Annotated in this window: 15 protein-coding genes; 7 read left to right on the top strand and 8 right to left on the bottom strand. The window is 67.2% G+C overall.

Annotation, left to right across the window (positions count from 1 at the left end; translation table 11 throughout):
- Positions 1–83: 83 nt before the first annotated feature.
- From AC3WQM_RS13265 to AC3WQM_RS13295, 7 genes are all read left to right on the top strand, one after another.
- Positions 84–680, top strand: a complete 597-nt coding sequence (locus AC3WQM_RS13265; RefSeq protein WP_489059302.1) for a hypothetical protein — start codon at positions 84–86, stop codon at positions 678–680.
- Positions 681–1,241: a TlpA family protein disulfide reductase gene (locus AC3WQM_RS13270; RefSeq protein ID WP_492679269.1), complete on the top strand. Its 561-nt coding sequence runs from the start codon at positions 681–683 to the stop codon at positions 1,239–1,241.
- A gap of 101 nt (positions 1,242–1,342) precedes the next feature.
- On the top strand, positions 1,343–1,801 hold the full coding sequence (gene accB / locus AC3WQM_RS13275; protein ID WP_489059298.1) for an acetyl-CoA carboxylase biotin carboxyl carrier protein: 459 nt from the start codon (positions 1,343–1,345) through the stop codon (positions 1,799–1,801).
- Positions 1,802–1,803: 2 nt separating this feature from the next.
- Complete coding sequence (gene accC, locus AC3WQM_RS13280) at positions 1,804–3,153, top strand: acetyl-CoA carboxylase biotin carboxylase subunit (RefSeq protein WP_056575613.1); 1,350 nt, start codon at positions 1,804–1,806, stop codon at positions 3,151–3,153.
- A 20-nt stretch (positions 3,154–3,173) separates the two neighbouring features.
- On the top strand, positions 3,174–4,064 hold the full coding sequence (gene prmA / locus AC3WQM_RS13285) for a 50S ribosomal protein L11 methyltransferase (protein WP_159278547.1): 891 nt from the start codon (positions 3,174–3,176) through the stop codon (positions 4,062–4,064).
- Positions 4,065–4,146: 82 nt separating this feature from the next.
- Positions 4,147–5,532 carry a zinc-ribbon and DUF3426 domain-containing protein gene (locus tag AC3WQM_RS13290; protein WP_492679271.1) on the top strand — a complete coding sequence of 462 codons (1,386 nt, stop codon included), beginning with the start codon at positions 4,147–4,149 and terminating at the stop codon, positions 5,530–5,532.
- A 58-nt stretch (positions 5,533–5,590) separates the two neighbouring features.
- On the top strand, positions 5,591–6,493 hold the full coding sequence (locus AC3WQM_RS13295; protein ID WP_492679273.1) for a carbohydrate kinase family protein: 903 nt from the start codon (positions 5,591–5,593) through the stop codon (positions 6,491–6,493).
- A gap of 106 nt (positions 6,494–6,599) precedes the next feature.
- On the opposite strand, the gene AC3WQM_RS13300 is transcribed toward AC3WQM_RS13295, so the two are convergent.
- The 8 genes from AC3WQM_RS13300 to AC3WQM_RS13335 all read right to left on the bottom strand — a co-directional run bounded on the left by AC3WQM_RS13300 (position 6,600) and on the right by AC3WQM_RS13335 (position 16,944).
- Positions 6,600–7,160 carry a histone H1-like DNA-binding protein gene (locus AC3WQM_RS13300; RefSeq protein ID WP_492679275.1) on the bottom strand — a complete coding sequence of 187 codons (561 nt, stop codon included), beginning with the start codon at positions 7,158–7,160 and terminating at the stop codon, positions 6,600–6,602.
- Positions 7,161–7,359: 199 nt separating this feature from the next.
- The gene (locus AC3WQM_RS13305) at positions 7,360–8,550 is read right to left on the bottom strand and encodes a ribonucleotide-diphosphate reductase subunit beta (RefSeq protein ID WP_099795108.1); all 1,191 of its coding nucleotides are present in this window, start codon (positions 8,548–8,550) and stop codon (positions 7,360–7,362) included.
- A 212-nt stretch (positions 8,551–8,762) separates the two neighbouring features.
- Entirely contained in the window at positions 8,763–11,675 is a 2,913-nt protein-coding gene (locus tag AC3WQM_RS13310; protein ID WP_492679277.1) for a ribonucleoside-diphosphate reductase subunit alpha, read from the bottom strand.
- Between the two features lie 348 nt (positions 11,676–12,023).
- The gene (gene ampD / locus AC3WQM_RS13315) at positions 12,024–12,641 is read right to left on the bottom strand and encodes a 1,6-anhydro-N-acetylmuramyl-L-alanine amidase AmpD (RefSeq protein ID WP_492679279.1); all 618 of its coding nucleotides are present in this window, start codon (positions 12,639–12,641) and stop codon (positions 12,024–12,026) included.
- Positions 12,628–14,178 carry a sigma-54-dependent transcriptional regulator gene (locus tag AC3WQM_RS13320; RefSeq protein ID WP_492679281.1) on the bottom strand — a complete coding sequence of 517 codons (1,551 nt, stop codon included), beginning with the start codon at positions 14,176–14,178 and terminating at the stop codon, positions 12,628–12,630. Before AC3WQM_RS13320 ends, ampD begins: the two co-directional genes overlap by 14 nt.
- A 5-nt stretch (positions 14,179–14,183) precedes the next feature.
- A complete protein-coding gene (locus AC3WQM_RS13325; RefSeq protein ID WP_492679283.1) occupies positions 14,184–15,881 on the bottom strand; it encodes a two-component system sensor histidine kinase NtrB in 1,698 nt (565 codons plus the stop codon).
- Positions 15,878–16,135 (bottom strand): PP0621 family protein, encoded by a 258-nt coding sequence (locus AC3WQM_RS13330; RefSeq protein WP_492679285.1) that lies wholly within the window; start codon positions 16,133–16,135, stop codon positions 15,878–15,880. Before AC3WQM_RS13330 ends, AC3WQM_RS13325 begins: the two co-directional genes overlap by 4 nt.
- Entirely contained in the window at positions 16,132–16,944 is an 813-nt protein-coding gene (locus AC3WQM_RS13335; RefSeq protein WP_056575582.1) for a cytochrome C assembly family protein, read from the bottom strand. Before AC3WQM_RS13335 ends, AC3WQM_RS13330 begins: the two co-directional genes overlap by 4 nt.
- Between the last annotated feature and the right edge of the window lie 117 nt (positions 16,945–17,061).

The following is a 17,061-nucleotide window of genomic DNA, read 5'->3' on the forward strand; positions in this document are numbered from 1 at the left end:
CGCTGCGGGTGCTCCGGCCGCTTCGCCCCGGGCGGCGTACTGATGTTCATGTGAGGGACGCTCGCAGCGGGCAAAATGCCCCGATGGACACGTCCAAGCGTGAGATCGCCGCCGTTGCCGCCCGACTCGTGGTCGAGGAGGGGCTTGAGTACGGCCCGGCCAAGCGCCGGGCGCTGCGTGAACTCGGCCTCCCGACGCGCACCGCGCTGCCCAACAACGACGAGGTCGAGGCCGAGGTGCGCGACTACATCGCGCTCTTCTGCGCCGACACCCAGCCCCAGGAACTGCACGCATTGCGCCTGCTCGCGCTCGAGTGGATGGAGCGCATGGCCGTGTTCCGGCCGCATGTGGGCGGCGCCGTCTGGCACGGCACGGCCACACGTTTGTCAGACATTTATATTCAATTGTTCTGCGATGATTCCAAGTCGGCCGAAATCGCCCTGATCGATCACCACGTGGACTACGAGCCGCGCATGGTGACCGGCTTCCATGGCGAGCAGGTCGAAGCCCTCAGCGTCCACGCGCCGAGCCGGGCGCTGGGCGAGGAAATCGGGGTGCACCTGCTGGTGTACGACCTCGACGACCTGCGCGGCGCCCTCAAGCCCGACGCCCAGGGGCGCGCGCCGCGCGGCGACCTCAACGCGCTGCGCCGACGCATTGAACAAGTAAAGGACCAGTGAATGACTTCAACGCCCACACGACGCGGCATGCTGTATGCCGGCGTGGCGGCAGTCGCTGCCGCGGCCGGCGTGGCCGGTGCCTGGTGGCGGGAACGCAATGACAGCGGCGTCGCGGCCAGCGGCGGCGAAAAGCTCGATGCGGCCATGTTCTGGGACCAGCGCTTCGAGCGCCCCGAGGGCGGCGAACTGGCTTTGTCGAGCCTGCGCGGCAAGCCCGTGCTGCTCAACTTCTGGGCCACGTGGTGTCCGCCCTGCGTCGAAGAAATGCCGATGATCGACGCCTTTTTCCGCGAACACGGCGCCAACGGCTGGCAAGTGGTGGGATTGGCCATCGATCAACCCAGCGCCGTGCGCAAGTTCCTGCAGCGCACGCCGGTCACCTACCCGACCGCATTGGCCGGGTTGCAGGGCATGGAACTGGTCAAGAATCTGGGTAACACTGGGGGCGGCCTGCCGTTCACCCTGGTGCTCCATGCCGACGGTTCGGTGCTGGCTCGTAAAATGGGCAAGCTTGAAACGACCGACCTGGACGCTTGGCGACGCCAACTTGTTCACGGTTAGAATTTAAATACACAAGCTGGCGTTAGACGCCAAACGCCGAAAATCGACGGTTTTCGGTCAAGTTCTTTCCTAAAGACCGGCAAAGCTGGCACTGGAGTCCCATGGATCTGCGCAAACTCAAGACACTGATCGATCTGGTGTCCGAATCGAATATTTCCGAACTGGAAATCACCGAGACCGAAGGCAAGGTCCGCATCGTCAAGGGTGGCGGTGCCGCCCCCGTGCAGTACGTGCAGACCCTGGCCGCTGCGCCCGCCGTGGCAGCGCCCGCTGTTGCTGGTGCCGCTGTGGCCGCCGCTGCGCCCGCCGTCGAGGCTGCCCCGACCGGCCATGCCGTGAAGTCGCCGATGGTCGGCACCTTCTACCGTTCGTCCAGCCCGGGCGCCGCGGCTTTCGTCGAAGTCGGCAGCAAGGTGAACGAGGGCGACACGCTCTGCATCATCGAGGCGATGAAGATCCTCAACGAAATCGAGGCCGACAAGTCCGGCACGGTCACCCAGATCCTCGGCGAAAACGGCCAGGCGGTCGAATACGGCCAGCCGCTGTTCATCATCGAGTAAGCATGTTCAAGAAGATTCTGGTTGCAAACCGGGGGGAGATCGCCCTTCGGATCCAGCGCGCTTGCAGCGAAATGGGCATCAAGGCCGTGATGGTCTATTCCGAAGCCGATCGCGAAGCCAAGTACGTCAAGCTGGCGCAGGAAGCCGTGTGCATCGGCCCGGCCCCGTCGGGCCTGAGCTACCTCAACATGCCGGCCATCATCTCGGCCGCCGAGGTGACCGATGCCGAAGCCATCCACCCCGGCTATGGTTTTCTGAGCGAGAACGCCAATTTCGCCGAACGCGTGGAGCAAAGCGGCTTCCAGTTCATCGGCCCGACGCCCGACAACATCCGCACGATGGGTGACAAGGTCTCGGCCAAGCAGGCCATGATCAAGGCCGGCGTGCCTTGCGTGCCCGGCTCGGAAGGTGAACTGTCCGACGACGCCGCCACCAACAAGCGCATCGCCCGTGCGATCGGCTACCCGGTCATCATCAAGGCGGCAGGCGGCGGCGGTGGTCGCGGCATGCGCGTGGTGCACACTGAAGCGGCACTGGTCAACGCGATCCAGATGACCAAGGCGGAAGCCGGCGCGGCCTTCAACAATCCGGCCGTGTACATGGAGAAGTTTCTCCAGAACCCGCGCCACATCGAAATCCAGATCCTCGCGGACAAGCACAAGAACGCCGTCTACCTGGGCGAGCGCGACTGCTCCATGCAGCGCCGCCACCAGAAGGTGATCGAGGAATCGCCGGCCCCCGGCATTCCGCGCAAGCTGATCGAGAAGATCGGCGAGCGCTGCGCAGCGGCCTGCAAGAAGATCGGCTACCGCGGCGCTGGCACTTTCGAGTTCCTGTATGAGAACGGCGAGTTCTACTTCATCGAGATGAACACGCGCGTGCAGGTGGAGCATCCGGTCACGGAGTTCACCACCGGCATCGACATCGTGAAGACGCAGATCATGGTCGCCGCCGGCGAGAAGCTGCCGTTCACGCAGCGCCAGATCGAGATGCGCGGCCACGCCATCGAAGTGCGCATCAACGCCGAAGACCCGTGGAAGTTCACGCCGTCGCCGGGCCGCATCACCATGTGGCACCCGCCGGGCGGCCCGGGCGTTCGCGTCGATTCGCACGTGTACACCAACTACTTCGTGCCCCCGAACTACGACTCGATGATCGGCAAGATCATCGTGTACGGCGACACCCGCGAACAGGCCATGGCGCGCATGCGCACGGCCCTGAACGAGACGGTGATCGAAGGCATCCAGACCAACATGCCGCTGCACCGCGAGCTGATGGTCGACGCCAAGTTCATGAGCGGCGGCACGAACATTCATTACCTCGAAGAGTGGCTCGCAGCGCACAAGCGCTGAGTCCACGCGCAACGCCCTGTATGTTTGAACTCCGCCTGATGGCGCCCGAAGACCGGGTCGAAATGCTCGGCGATGCGCTCGACGCCCTCGATGCGCTGAGCGTGTCGGTCGAAGACGCCGACGCGCAGACCGATGCCGAGCAGGCCCTGTTCGGCGAGCCCGGCATGCCGCCGCCCAAGGAGGGCTGGCAGCGCTCGCGCGTGATTGCGCTGTTCCCCGATGAAGATGCCGCCAACGAGGCGGCCTCGGTGCTCGCGTTGCAGGACTTCTTCGACGGCTGCGCGGTGCTCGGCGTGGCGCCGGTGCCTGATCAGGACTGGGTGCGGCTCACGCAATCGCAGTTCGCGCCGGTCGAGATCACGCCCGAGTTCTGGATCGTGCCGACCTGGCACGAGCCGCCCGCGCAAGCCAAGCAGGTGATCCGGCTCGACCCGGGCCTGGCTTTCGGCACCGGCACGCACCCGACCACGCGCATGTGCCTGCGCTGGATCGCGACGCAAGGCGAGGGCGCCTTTGCCGACCAGCGCGTGCTCGACTACGGCTGCGGCTCCGGCATCCTGGCCATCGGCGCGGCCAAGTTCGGCGCGCGCAACATCGACGCCGTCGACATCGACGAAGCCGCGGTCTCCTCGACCCGGCTCAACGCCGAGGCCAACGGCGTGCAACTGAACGCTGGCCTGCCCGAAGCGGCCAAGGGCGAGTACCAGACAGTGCTCGCCAACATCCTTGCGACGCCGCTCAAGGTGCTGGCGCCGCTGCTGCGCAGCCACGTGGCCGCCGGCGGTTCGCTGGTGCTGGCCGGCATCCTTGAGCGCCAGGCCGACGAGCTGAAGGCAGCCTATGCGCCGTACGCCGCGCTCGAAGTCAGCGACACCGAGGACGGCTGGATCCTCATGACCGCACGCTGCTGAAGCGTGCGGCCGGGCGCTCGCGCTGCGGGTGCCCCGGGCGCCTGCCTGCACGGCGAGGGCCCAACCCTACAATCGCCCGGTCATGAGCCTCGTCACGCGTTGCCCCGCCTGCACCACCACCTTCAAGGTGGTGCGCGACCAGCTTCGCATCTCGGACGGCTGGGTGCGCTGCGGCCGCTGCAGCCATGTGTTCGATGCGACGCTCGATCTGCAGGAGGCGCCCGATGGCACGGTGTCCGCGCCTGCCGCACCGGCACCCGCACCGGCCCCTTCGCCGATGGCTTCGATGGCCGCACTGGTGGCGTCTTTCGACGACGCGCGCATCGACCTGGCGGCGGTACCGCCAGCGGTCGAGGAAGCAGACTTTCTCGACGACGAACCCGAGTCCCAGGCGCCATCACCCGCCCCTCAAGAAGAGGCCGGACTGTCGACCGCCGCCACCATCGTTGCGCCGGCTGCGCCTCCACTGCCTTTCTCGCTGACGCTGCCCGAACACGGCCTCGCCGCAGACGAGCCCTGGTCCGACCTCGACGCCACCGAACCCGCATGGCGCCCGCCCGCGACTTCGCTGCCGCCGTTTCCGAACATCGACCTGAACCTCGGTGCACCGCCGCCTGCGTCGCCGTCACCTGCACCGCCATTGCCCAACCTGCCGCGCAGCAGTGCGCTGCGCGGGCTGGTCGCGGCGACCGGTGAGAACGACGACGGTGCGGCTGGAGAGCGTGAGCAGGAAGAAAAAGACCACGACCAGCTCCAGATCCAGAAGGCGCTGCGCCGCGCGCGCGCCAAGTCGGCCAAGATCGCGAACGCCAAGGCCCGCGATGCGCAACCCCGCGAAGAGGCTGCTGCGCCGCTGCCGGGCCCCGGCATCCGTGCCGAAGGTGAGCCGGACTTCTCGCTCTCCGCGACCTTCGAGGCGCCCGAGGACCATCCCTTCGCCGAAGAAGACGAGCCGGCTGACAAGCCTCCTGGCTTCTGGCAGCGCAAGGGCGTGCGCCGCCTGCTCGTGCTGCTGGTCGTGCTCGCGGCGTTGGTCCTCGTCGTGCAGATCGTTCGCCATGAGCGCGACGGCATCGTGGCGCGCCAGCCGAACCTGCGGCCGGCCCTGTCGGCGCTGTGCCAGTACACCGGCTGCGAGCTCGCGGCGCTGCGCCAGATCGGCGACATCGTGATCGAAGGCGCGGCCTTCGCGCGCGAGAAGAGCGGCGGCAACGACTACCGTCTGAGCTTCACCTTGCGCAACGCGGCGACCGTGCCGCTCGCCATGCCGGCCATCGAGCTGTCGCTGCTCGACACGCAGGAGCAGGCCGTCGTGCGGCGCGTGCTGACGCCCGTCGACTACGGCGCGCCGGGCGTGCTGGCGGCGCGAGCCGACCGTGCGGCCTCGCTGCCGCTGACCCTGTCGGCCAGCGAAGCAGCGGCACTGCCGCCGATCGCGGGCTACCGCGTCGAAGCTTTCTATCCCTGAGCGGAGCGCCGACACGCGCGCCGTTCGTTCCCTTTCTCATCCAACCTACGGTCCACCCATGGCAGCAGTGATTTGCGGTTCCCTCGCGTTCGACACCATCATGACTTTCGAAGGCCGGTTCGCCGACCAGATCCTGCCGGACCAGCTGCACATCCTGAATGTGTCGTTCCTGGTGCCGGGCCTGCGGCGTGACTTCGGCGGCTGTGCCGGCAACATCGCCTACAGCCTCAACGCACTGGGCGGCACGGCGCTGCCGATGGCCACGCTGGGCAGCGACGGCGCCGACTATGCCGAGCGCATGCGCACGCTGGGCATCAGCACGGAGTTCGTGCGTCAGCTCGACGACACCTTCACCGCGCAGGCGATGATCATGAACGACACGGACAACAACCAGATCACGGCGTTCCATCCCGGCGCGATGCAGCAGGCGCACGTCACGAAGGTGGTGGCGCGCGAAGACATCAAGCTCGGCATCATCGCGCCCGACGGCCGTGACGCGATGCTGCAGCACGCCGAACAGTTCGCCGCCGCCGGCATTCCCTTCGTGTTCGATCCGGGCCAGGGCCTGCCGATGTTCGACGGCGACGCGCTGCGCCACTTCATCGAGCTCGCGAGCTGGGTCGTGGTCAACGACTACGAAGGCAAGATGCTGTCGCAGCGCACCGGCTGGAGCCTGGCCGAGATCTCGCAGCGCGTGCGCGGCCTCGTGGTCACGCTGGCCGCCGAAGGCTGCGAGGTGTGGACCGGCGGCGAGCGCGAGCACGTGCCCGGCGTGACGCCGACGGCGGTGATCGAGCCCACGGGTTGCGGCGACGCATGGCGCGGTGGCCTGCTGTACGGTCTGGAAAAGGAATGGCCGCTGGCCCGCTGCGCAGCCCTCGGCAACCGCATCGGCGCGCTCAAGATCGCGCAACGCGGACCGCAGAACTACCAGATCGATCGCGCGACGCTCGACCTGTAAGCCGCCCCTGTGCCCGCATCGCTTCGGCGATGACGGGCGCCCATGAAAAAAGCCCGGCACCTTGCGGTGCCGGGCTTCATGCCTTTCAGGGCCGCTGAGAATTCACTCAGGGCTTGCTGGCCGTCGGAAACGGCCAGGCTGCCTGGGGATTCAGCGTCGTTTGCGCCGCAGGGGCAGGCGCTACGGCAGCCTTCGCAGGCGCGGCGGCCTTCTTGGCAGCAGGCTTCTTGGCAGCAGCGGCAGGCTTGGCAGCGGGCTTTTTCGCGGCTTTCTTGGCCGCGGCCTTCTTGGCAGGAGCCTTCTTGGCGGCAGCCTTCTTCGCAGGCGCCTTCTTGGCAGCAGCCTTCTTGGCAGGCGCCTTCTTCGCTACGGCCTTCTTGGCAGGCGCCTTCTTGGCGGCGGCCTTCTTTGCCGGAGCCTTCTTGGCAGCGGCCTTCTTCGCCGGTGCTGCCTTCTTCGCTACGACCTTCTTGGCTGCAACCTTCTTGGCCGCGACCTTCTTTGCCGCGACCTTCTTTGCCGGAGCCTTCTTCGCTACGACCTTCTTGGCCGGAGCCTTCTTGGCAGCGACCTTCTTTGCCGGAGCCTTCTTCGCGGCGACAGCCTTCTTAGCCGGAGCCTTCTTTGCAGCGACCTTCTTGGCCGGCGCTTTCTTTGCAGTTGCCATTTCTATTTCTCCTTGATCAAGTTGAAAAAATCAACCTATTGAAGCACTCCACGCGCGTTGGGAGCGTGAAGCGATTCATGGCGTTGGAATCTGAGCCCCAGCACCATGAACACCTGAGCCCTCGTCCATGCCGCGCTCTGTGGCGCGATCGGTGGCAAGGGCAATTCTTGAATTCATGAATTGTTGTGTATCGAAAAATTCAATCCCAGGAGAGCGCACCACCCGACTGGTACTCGATCACGCGGGTTTCGAAAAAGTTGCGCTCTTTCTTCAGGTCAATCATTTCGCTCATCCAGGGGAACGGGTTTTCCTCGTTCGGGAAGAGCGTTTCGAGGCCGATCTGCTGCGCGCGCCGGTTGGCGATGTAGCGCAGGTAGCCCTTGAACATGGAGGCGTTCATGCCGAGCACGCCGCGCGGCATGGTGTCTTCGGCGTATTTGTATTCGAGCTCGACGGCCTTCATGAAGAGGTCCTTGATCTCGGCCTTGAACTCTGCGGTCCACAGGCCGGGATTCTCGAGCTTGAGCTGGTTGATCAGGTCGATGCCGAAATTGCAGTGCATCGACTCGTCGCGCAGGATGTACTGGTACTGCTCGGCGGCGCCGGTCATCTTGTTCTGGCGGCCCAGCGCAAGGATCTGCGTGAAGCCGACGTAGAAGAAGAGGCCTTCCATCAGGCAGGCGAACACGATGAGCGACTTGAGCAGCGTCTGGTCGGTCTCGTGCGTGCCGGTCTTGAAGAGCGGGTCGCTGATGGCGTCGATGAACGGGAGCAGGAACTGGTCCTTCTCGCGGATCGATTGCACTTCGTTATAGGCGTTGAAGATCTCGCTCTCGTCCAGGCCGAGCGACTCGACGATGTACTGGTACGCGTGCGTGTGGATCGCTTCCTCGAAGGCCTGGCGCAGCAGGAACTGGCGGCACTCGGGGGCCGTGATGTGGCGGTAGGTGCCCAGCACGATGTTGTTGGCGGCCAGCGAGTCGGCAGTCACGAAGAAGCCGAGGTTGCGCTTGACGATGCGGCGCTCGTCTTCGGTCAGGCCGTTCGGGTCCTTCCACAACGCGATGTCACGCGTCATGTTCACTTCCTGCGGCATCCAGTGGTTGGCGCAGGTGGCGAGGTACTTTTCCCAGGCCCACTTGTACTTGAACGGCACCAGCTGGTTGACGTCGGTCTGGCCGTTGATGATCCGCTTGTCGGAAGCCTTGACGCGCTGGCCTGCAGCGGCGGCCACCGGTGCGGTGGCAGTGGCGGGTTGTGCAAGCGACGAAGTCGGAGCGGCGACCGCGCGACCTGCGGAAGAACCGCTGGTCGATGCGTGGTGCTGCTGCAATCCTTGTTGCATATCCTTTGGTAAGGAGGGCTTGACTTCTTCGTCCCAGGTCAACATAGAAAAATCCAATGCGCAATTATCGGAGCAACGATGTGAGTTGCAAAGTGCTCGTTCACATCGTGCGCCATTTATGGGGTTGTTATGTTGCTCGCATGCATCGCGCGACGTCAGTCAATGCCTTGATTGATTGAACGTCGCGCGCTTTTTACGTGTGCGAGCACCTCGCTGATCGATCGAAGCGTCTGGTGTGTTGACGCTTCACTTGCACATCACTGGCAGGCTTCGCAGGTCGGATCGTCGACACCGCAGAACGCGATGTCGGTGGCGGGCATCGCGCTCATCTGTGCCTGCGCTGCAGCAGCGGCGGCTTCGAGTGCGCTCATGCCCGAGGGTGCGTCGTTGCCCGACGACACCGCGTTGAGACGGCCCGATTGCACCGTCGACTTTTCAGCGTGCGTGGCGCTCTGCGTGCGCAGGTAGTACGTGGTCTTCAGGCCGCGCAGCCAGGCGAGCTTGTAGGTGTCGTCGAGCTTCTTGCCCGAGGCGCCGGCCATGTAGATGTTCAGCGACTGTGCCTGGTCGATCCACTTCTGGCGACGCGCGGCGGCTTCCACCAGCCACGTCGTCTCGACTTCGAACGCGGTGGCGTAGAGCGCCTTCACGTCCTGCGGCACGCGGTCGATGGGGCGCAGCGAACCGTCGAAGTGCTTCAGGTCCATGACCATCACGTCGTCCCACAGGCCCAGGCGCTTCAGGTCGCGCACCAGGTAGTGGTTGATCACGGTGAACTCGCCCGACAGGTTCGACTTGACCGACAGGTTGCCGAAGCAGGGCTCGATCGAAGCGTCGACGCCGATGATGTTCGAGATGGTCGCGGTCGGAGCGATGGCCACGCAGTTCGAATTGCGCATGCCCTGGCTCTTGATCTTCTGGCGCAGCGCGTCCCAGTCGAGCGTGGACGAGCGGTCCACTTCGACGTAGCCGCCGCGGGCCTTCTCGAGCAGGTCGAGCGTGTCGATCGGCAGGATGCCCTTGTCCCACAGCGAGCCCTTGTAGCTCGAGTACTTGCCGCGTTCGCGCGCCAGGTCGGCCGATGCCGAGTAGGCGTGGTAGCAGATGGCTTCCATCGACTCGTCGGCGAACTGCACGGCTTCTTGCGAGGCGTAGGGAATGCGCAGTTCGTACAGCGCGTCCTGGAAGCCCATGAGGCCCAGTCCGACCGGACGGTGGCGCAGGTTCGAGTCGCGCGCCTTCTTCACGGCGTAGTAGTTGATGTCGATCACGTTGTCGAGCATGCGCATTGCGGTCGAGATCGTCTTCTGGAGCTTCTCCTGGTCGACCTTGCCGTTCTTCAGATGCTGCAGCAGGTTCACGGAACCCAGGTTGCACACCGCGGTTTCGGTGTCGCTGGTGTTCAGCGTGATCTCGGTGCACAGGTTCGACGAGTGCACCACGCCGGCGTGCTGCTGCGGCGAGCGCACGTTGCAGGCGTCCTTGAACGTGATCCAGGGGTGGCCGGTCTCGAACAGCATCGTGAGCATCTTGCGCCACAGGTCCGAGGCCTGGATGGTGCGCGCGGGCTTGATCTCGCCGCGGGCGGCCTTTTCTTCGTAGGCGACGTAGGCCTTCTCGAAGTCGGCGCCGAACAGGTCGTGCAGGTCAGGCACGTTGGAGGGCGAGAACAGCGTCCAGGTGCCCTTTTCCATCACGCGGCGCATGAACAGGTCGGGGATCCAGTTGGCGGTGTTCATGTCGTGCGTGCGGCGGCGGTCGTCGCCGGTGTTCTTGCGCAGCTCCAGGAACTCCTCGATGTCGAGGTGCCAGGTTTCCAGGTACGTGCAGACGGCGCCCTTGCGCTTGCCGCCCTGGTTCACGGCCACGGCCGTGTCGTTCACCACCTTCAGGAACGGCACGACGCCTTGCGATTCGCCGTTGGTGCCCTTGATGTGGCTGCCCAGCGCGCGAACGCGGGTCCAGTCGTTGCCCAGGCCGCCGGCGAACTTCGACAGCAGCGCGTTTTCCTTGATCGACTCGTAGATGCCGTCCAGGTCGTCGGGCACGGTGGTCAGGTAGCAGCTGGACAGCTGCGAGCGCAGCGTGCCGGCGTTGAACAGGGTGGGCGTGCTCGACATGAAGTCGAACGACGACAGCACTTCGTAGAACTCGATGGCGCGGGCTTCGCGGTCGATTTCGTTCAGCGACAGGCCCATGGCCACGCGCATGAAGAACGCCTGCGGCAGCTCGATGCGCGACTTGCGCACGTGCAGGAAGTAGCGGTCGTACAGGGTCTGCAGGCCCAGGTAGTCGAACTGGTTGTCGCGCTCGGCCTTCAGGGCGGCGCCCAGGCGGGGCAGGTCGTACTGCAGCAGCTTTTCGTCGAGCAGCTCGTTGTCCACGCCCTTCTTGATGAATTGCGGGAAGTAGTCGGCGTAGGCGGTGGCACGGTCGACCGGCATCACTTCGCGGCCGATGATCTCCTTGAAGATCGTGTGCAGCAGCAGGCGCGCGGTGGCGAAGGTGTAGTCGGGGTCCTTCTCGATCAGCGTGCGGGCCGCGAGGATGGAGGCCTTGTAGACCTCGTCCAGCGGCACGCCGTCGTACAGGTTGCGCATCGTCTCGGCGACGATGGGGGCGGCGGTGATGCTGTCGCCCAGGCCCTGGCAGGCCGACTCGATCAGGCCCTTGAGCTCGTTCAGGTCGAGCGCCACGCGCTCGCCGTTGTCGAGCACATGCAGCGCCGGTGCGGCGGGCACGTCCTGCTCGCCTTGCTTCGAACGCTCCTGGGTGCGGCGTTCGCGGTACAGCACGTAGGCGCGTGCGATTTCATGGTGGCCGCCGCGCATCAGGCCGAGCTCGACCTGGTCCTGCACGTCTTCGATGTGGAAGGTGCCGCCGCCCGGACGCGAGCGCACCATGGCGCGGATCACGCCTTGCGTGAGCACGTCGACCGTTTCGCGCACGCTGGCCGAAGCCGCGCCCTGGGTGCCATGCACGGCCAGGAAGGCCTTCATCATGGCGATGGCGATCTTGTTCGGTTCGAAGGGAACGACGGCGCCGTTGCGGCGAATGATCTGGTAGTGGGCGAGGTTCTGACCGGTGGGCGAGCCCGCAGTGTCTTGTTGCTGCTGCGGCGTCGCGGGGACGGCGCGGGGGGTCGACGGGGTGTTCAGTGCAGTTTGCATTCGCTTCCTCTCGGTTGTGCAATTCTTGTTGGATGGCAAGGCCTCGCGGGCCTTGCGTCGGCGTTGTTGCCGAACGGGAGGACACTATATCTAGGGTCTGGGAGGGCTACAACCACTAGATGTAGTGTTTGCCTCTGGATGCAACCCCTACAGAAATTGCATCGGACTCAGCACATCGCCAGCGATGCCGCGTGAATACTGGCCCATGGTGGCGCAACCCACGTCTGGCGCGGCTTGCAAGGCGATTTGGGCCTGCAGGCCGCATGGTTGCTGCGCTGCGCGCTTGCGCCGATCAAATTGCTGCGCCGCGAGAGCGCCGCATCACGAGGCGCCGCGCGATTGAAAAAATTAGCGCGCCACCACCTGCTCGGGAAACATCTGTGGATTCCAGCCGAGCTGTTCGCGCAGCAGGCGCCAGTCGAAACCGGCGCCGGGGTCCTGCTTGCGGCCGGGCGCGATGTGCTCGTGACCGGCGATGTGGGCCACCGCGTAGTGCTGCGCGAGCGCGGCGCACAGGCTGGCCAGCGTCTCGTACTGCGCCTCTTCGAAGCGCTCGCCCTCGAGGCCTTCGAGCTCGATGCCGACCGAGTCGTCGTTGCAGTTGCTGCGCCCGCGCCACGACGACACGCCGGCGTGCCAGGCGCGGTCCTCGCAGCTCACGAACTGCCAGAGCTCGCCGTTGCGCCGCACATAGAAATGCGAGGACACCTCGAGCCCGCGGATCGACTGGAAGTACGGGTGCGCGTCCCAGTCGAGCCGGTTGGTGAAGAGTTGCTGCACGGCGTCGCCGCCGTATTCGCCCGGTGGCAGGCTGATGGAGTGCAGCACGATCAGGTCGGTCTGCGCGCCGACGGGGCGCGGGCCGAAGTTGGGCGAGGGCAGGGCCTTGGCGAAGCGGTACCAGCCGGCGCGCCAGAGTCCGTCGTCGCCGGCCTGTGGGGTGACGGGGTCGTCAGTCGTCGGCATGCGAGGTGGCGCCGTCGTCGCCGTTGGGCGTGGAGATGCCCAGGCGCGCGATGCGGTAGCGGATCTGGCGCAGGCTCATGCCCAGCCGCGCGGCGGCGGCCGTGCGGTTGAAGCCGCTTTCGTGCAGCGCGCGCACGAGGATCTCGCGCTCCTGCTGGTCGAGCCAGGCTTGCAGGTCGGAGGGCAGCGGCGGCGGCGCGGGTTTTGGCTCGACGGCGGGCGCGGCGACGGGAGCCACCGCAACGGCGGCTGGCGCTTCAGCGGATTCGCCGCGCGGCGCGGCCGGCATCGGCGTCATCGCGCCCATCAGGTCGATGTGCAGCTCGTCGCCGTCGTTCAGCGCCACGGCGCGGTGCAGCAGGTTCTCGAGCTCGCGCACGTTGCCATCGAGCGGGTGCTGGGCCAGGCGCAGCAGCAACGCGTCGGACAGGCGCGGCACGGGCAGGCCGCCGTCTTGCGCGATGCGCGCGAGCAGCGCGGTGCACAGCGCGGGCAGGTCTTCGCGGCGCTCGCGCAGCGCGGGCACGGCGATCTCGATCACGTTGAGGCGGTAGAACAGGTCCTGCCGGAAGCGGCCGGCCAGCACCTCGGCGTGCAGGTCTTTATGGGTGGCGCTCACGATGCGCACGTCGACCGCGTCTTCCTGCGTCGAGCCGATGGCGCGCACGCTGCGCTCCTGGATGGCGCGCAGCAGCTTCGACTGCATGGCCAGCGGCAGGTCGCCGATTTCGTCGAGGAACAGCGTGCCGTCGCGCGCGGCCTGGAAGTAGCCGTCGCGGTCTTGCGACGAGCCCGTGTACGAGCCCTTCTTGGCGCCGAAGAACTCGGCCTCGAGCAGGTTCTCGGGGATCGCGCCGCAGTTCACCGCGACGAAGGGGCCTTCGCTGCGCTGGCTGCAGCCGTGCACGGCGCGCGCGACCAGCTCCTTGCCGGTGCCCGACTCGCCGCGCACCAGCACCGGTGCCATGCCGCGCGCCACCTTGGCGATGCGCGACTTGACGAGGCGCATCGGGTCGGAGTCGCCGACCAGCCGGTCGAGCGCGGTGGCGCCGCTGCGCGTCACGGACAGCGCATCGGGGCGTTCGCCGCCGTGGCCGGCGGCCTGCGGCGCCGGCTTCTGCGGCACGACCACCGCGGCGCGGTTGGCCTGCACGGCCGACGCCACCACGGCGCGGAACTGCTTCAGGTCGACCGGCTTCGTGAGGTAGTCGAAGGCGCCGGCCTTCAGTGCCTCGACCGCGTTCTCGGCCGAGCCGTAGGCGGTCATGACCACGCAGCGCTCGCTGCGCTGGTCTTTCTGGATGCGGTGGATGATCTCCATGCCTTCGCCGTCGGGCAGCCGCATGTCGGTGATCACGGCGTCGAAGCGGCCGGCCTCCAGATGCTGCCAGGCTTCGGACACGCTGCCCGCGGCTTCCACCCGGTAGCCTTCGCGCAGCAGCGTGAGTTCGTAGAGCGTGCGCAGGTCGGGTTCGTCGTCGATGACGAGGATCTGCGCGGGGCGCGGGGCGGCGGCGGAAGGCGGGAGGGAGCTCACGGCCGCTATTGTGTCAGCCGGTTTTCGCTCGGTGCGAAGCTGACGAAGAATTCATTGCCCTCGGGCCCGCCCGGCACCAGCGCGCGCCGTTCGTAGCCGATGGTGGCGCCGTGGCGCCGGCACAGCTCGCGGCACAGGAACAGGCCCAGGCCGCTGGAGCGGCTCTCGGACGAGAAGAAGGGTTCGAACAGGTGGCGCTGCACCGCGGGCTCCAGCGGTGCGCCGTCGCTCCACACCAGCAACGCGGCGCGCTGCACGCCGGCCCGCTGCAAGGTGGTGATGACCTGGATCGCGCCCTCGCGCTGGCTCGCGTAGCGCGCCGCGTTGTCCAGCAGGTTCACCAGCAGCCGGCGCAGGTGCTCGGCCTCGAAACGCACTTCGCTGCCCGGCGCGTCGAGCGCCACGCGCACGCCCTTGCGCTGCGTCTGGCGCACCCACTCCTCGGCCAGGATCTGCGCGGCCGGGTCGAGCACCAGCTGTTCGCCCAGCGAGAGCACGCGCTGCTGGCGCGCGCGCGAGACGTCGAGCACGTCGTCCACGATGCGCGCCAGGCGCTGCGCGTTGTGCTGGACCATGTCGGTCAGCTTGCGGTGCGCCGGGTCGGTCAGGTCTTCGCTGAGCAGCGCGCTGGCCTGCGCGATGGCGGCCAGCGGGTTGCGGATTTCATGCGCCACCGCGGCCGACATGCGGCCCATCGCGGCGAGCTTTTCGGTGCGGATGCGGGCTTCGAGCTCGCGCAGGTCCTGCAGGAACATCACGCACAGGCTGTCGGTGCGGCGGTCGTCGGTGGGCGTGAGCCGGGTGCGCACGCGCACCTCGCGCGCCGCGCCGCGCGCCTGCGCCACCGGGATCTCTTCGGTCTGCGGCGCGCGCCGCGCGAAGGTCTGGCGCGCGAGCGCGGCCAGCGCATGCCAGGCCGGCTGGGTGTGCAGCGGGAACGGCATTGGCAACTGCGCCAGGCCCTGGCCGAGGATCGCGTCGGCCGCCGGGTTGGCGGTGTGCACCAGGCCCTCGGCGTCGATCACCAGCACGCCTTCGGTGAGCGTTTCGATCACCAGGTCGTTGACCTGTGCCTGCATCTGCGCATGGGTGCGGCTGCGCTGCGCCACCGCCTCTTCGCGTGCCAGCCGGCGCGCCAGCTCGTGCGCGAGCAGCGCCACCACGAACAGGCCGGTGCCGGTGAGGGCGGCCTGCACGAAGCGCGCCGAAGGATCGCCGGGTTGCTGCAGCCAGTGCCAGCCGGCGTCGGCCAGCAGCAGCAATGTCACGGTGGCCGTGGTGCCCAGGCCGACCAGCAGCGTGCCGAGCACCGCGCTCATCAGCACCGGCAGCGCGAACAGCGGCGTGTAGTTGACGCTGCCGCCCTGCAGCACCTGCAAGGCGCTGAAGATGCCCAGGTCGACCCCGATGGTCAGCAGCCAGAGGGTCGAGAAGCCGCGGATCGGTGGCGCGAAGTGCGCATAGCGCATCTCCAGCCAGGCCAGCACGAGGTAGCCGCCCGACAGCACGATCGGCAGCGGCTGCACCGTCTGCCCGATGGCGAAGGCCACGCCCTGCAGCAGCACCAGCACCAGCGCCACGAAACAGCGCGCCGCCATGAAGCCGCGCCACAGCCGCAGCAGTGCCGTGCTGTCGCCGGCGCCCAGGTCGAGCACGTCCCAGTCGGTGGCCGGCTCGCCGCGCGACCGGCGCAACGAACTCATGAGGCGGTGCCGGCCTGACGGTGCGTGGCGCTGCAGTACACCGCGCCGTCCGGCCCGGGGAGCGCGTCGGCCGCGGGCAGGTGCAGTCCGCAGTGGGCGCAGCGCACCATCGCCTGCGGCGGGCCGACGGCCGGTGTGCGCTGTTGGGCCTTTCTGGCGCGTTCCTGTTGCGCGTCGCGCATCTCTTCGCGCCGGTTCTGGCGCCAGAGCCAGATCGCGACCCACACCACCGCGAGGACGAGCAGGTACTTCATGCGGGCAGGCGCGTCAGCACGACTTCGAGCACGAAGCGAGAACCCACGTAGGCCAGCAGCAGCAGCGCCGCGCCCGCGTACAGCACGCGCCGCGCGGTGCGTCCGCGCCAGCCGAAGCGGGCACGCCCGGTCAACAGCACGGCGAAGCTGAGCCAGGCGAGCACCGAGAAGATGGTCTTGTGGTCCCACTTCCAGGCGCGGCCGGCGGCGCCGTAGAGCTGCTCGCTGAACAGCAGGCCGGCCAGCAGCGTGGCCGAGAGCAGCACGAAGCCCGCCGTGACGAAGCGGAAGGTGAGCCGTTCCAATGTGAGCAGCGGCACGCCGGCCTGCGCATCGGCACTGGCCAGGCGGATCTGCTTTTCGGCCCGCGTGATCAGCCAGGCGTGCACCACGGCGGCGCCGAACAGACCGTACGAGGCGATGCCCAGCGCCAGGTGCAGCGGCAGCCAGGGCGAGGCGCTGACATGCAGCGGCGTGCCGGGGAACAGCAGTGCCAGCAGCACCGCGGCCGCGCCCAGCCAGGCCAGCGCACGGCGTGCCTTCAGTTGCGGGTACAGGCGGCTTTCGACCGCGTAGACCGTGAGCACCAGCCACGCCGTGACCGACAGCGCCGGCGCGAAACCGAAGCGAGGGTCGCCGCCGATCAGCCCGTGGCCGAGCACCGCAGCGTGCAGCAGCCATGCGATGCCGAGCGCCCATTGGGTGGTCTGGCGGCTGAGCCGCGCACCGGCGGCAGCGGCAAAACCGTAGGCTGCCGCGGTGGCGATGCCCAGCGCCACGCCGAGTGGGGAGGGGATCGCTAAAATCATCGCTGGAGTGTATAGGCTCGCCCCCCGGCTTCGCGCACGTCGCGTCGCTTCGCCCACCCCCGCCGGGGGCCACCCCCGCGAGAGAGCGGGCCCACGTACCGCTTCCAGGTTTTCACG

The sequence above is a fragment of the Variovorax sp. FW301-JW7 genome, from assembly GCF_058788795.1.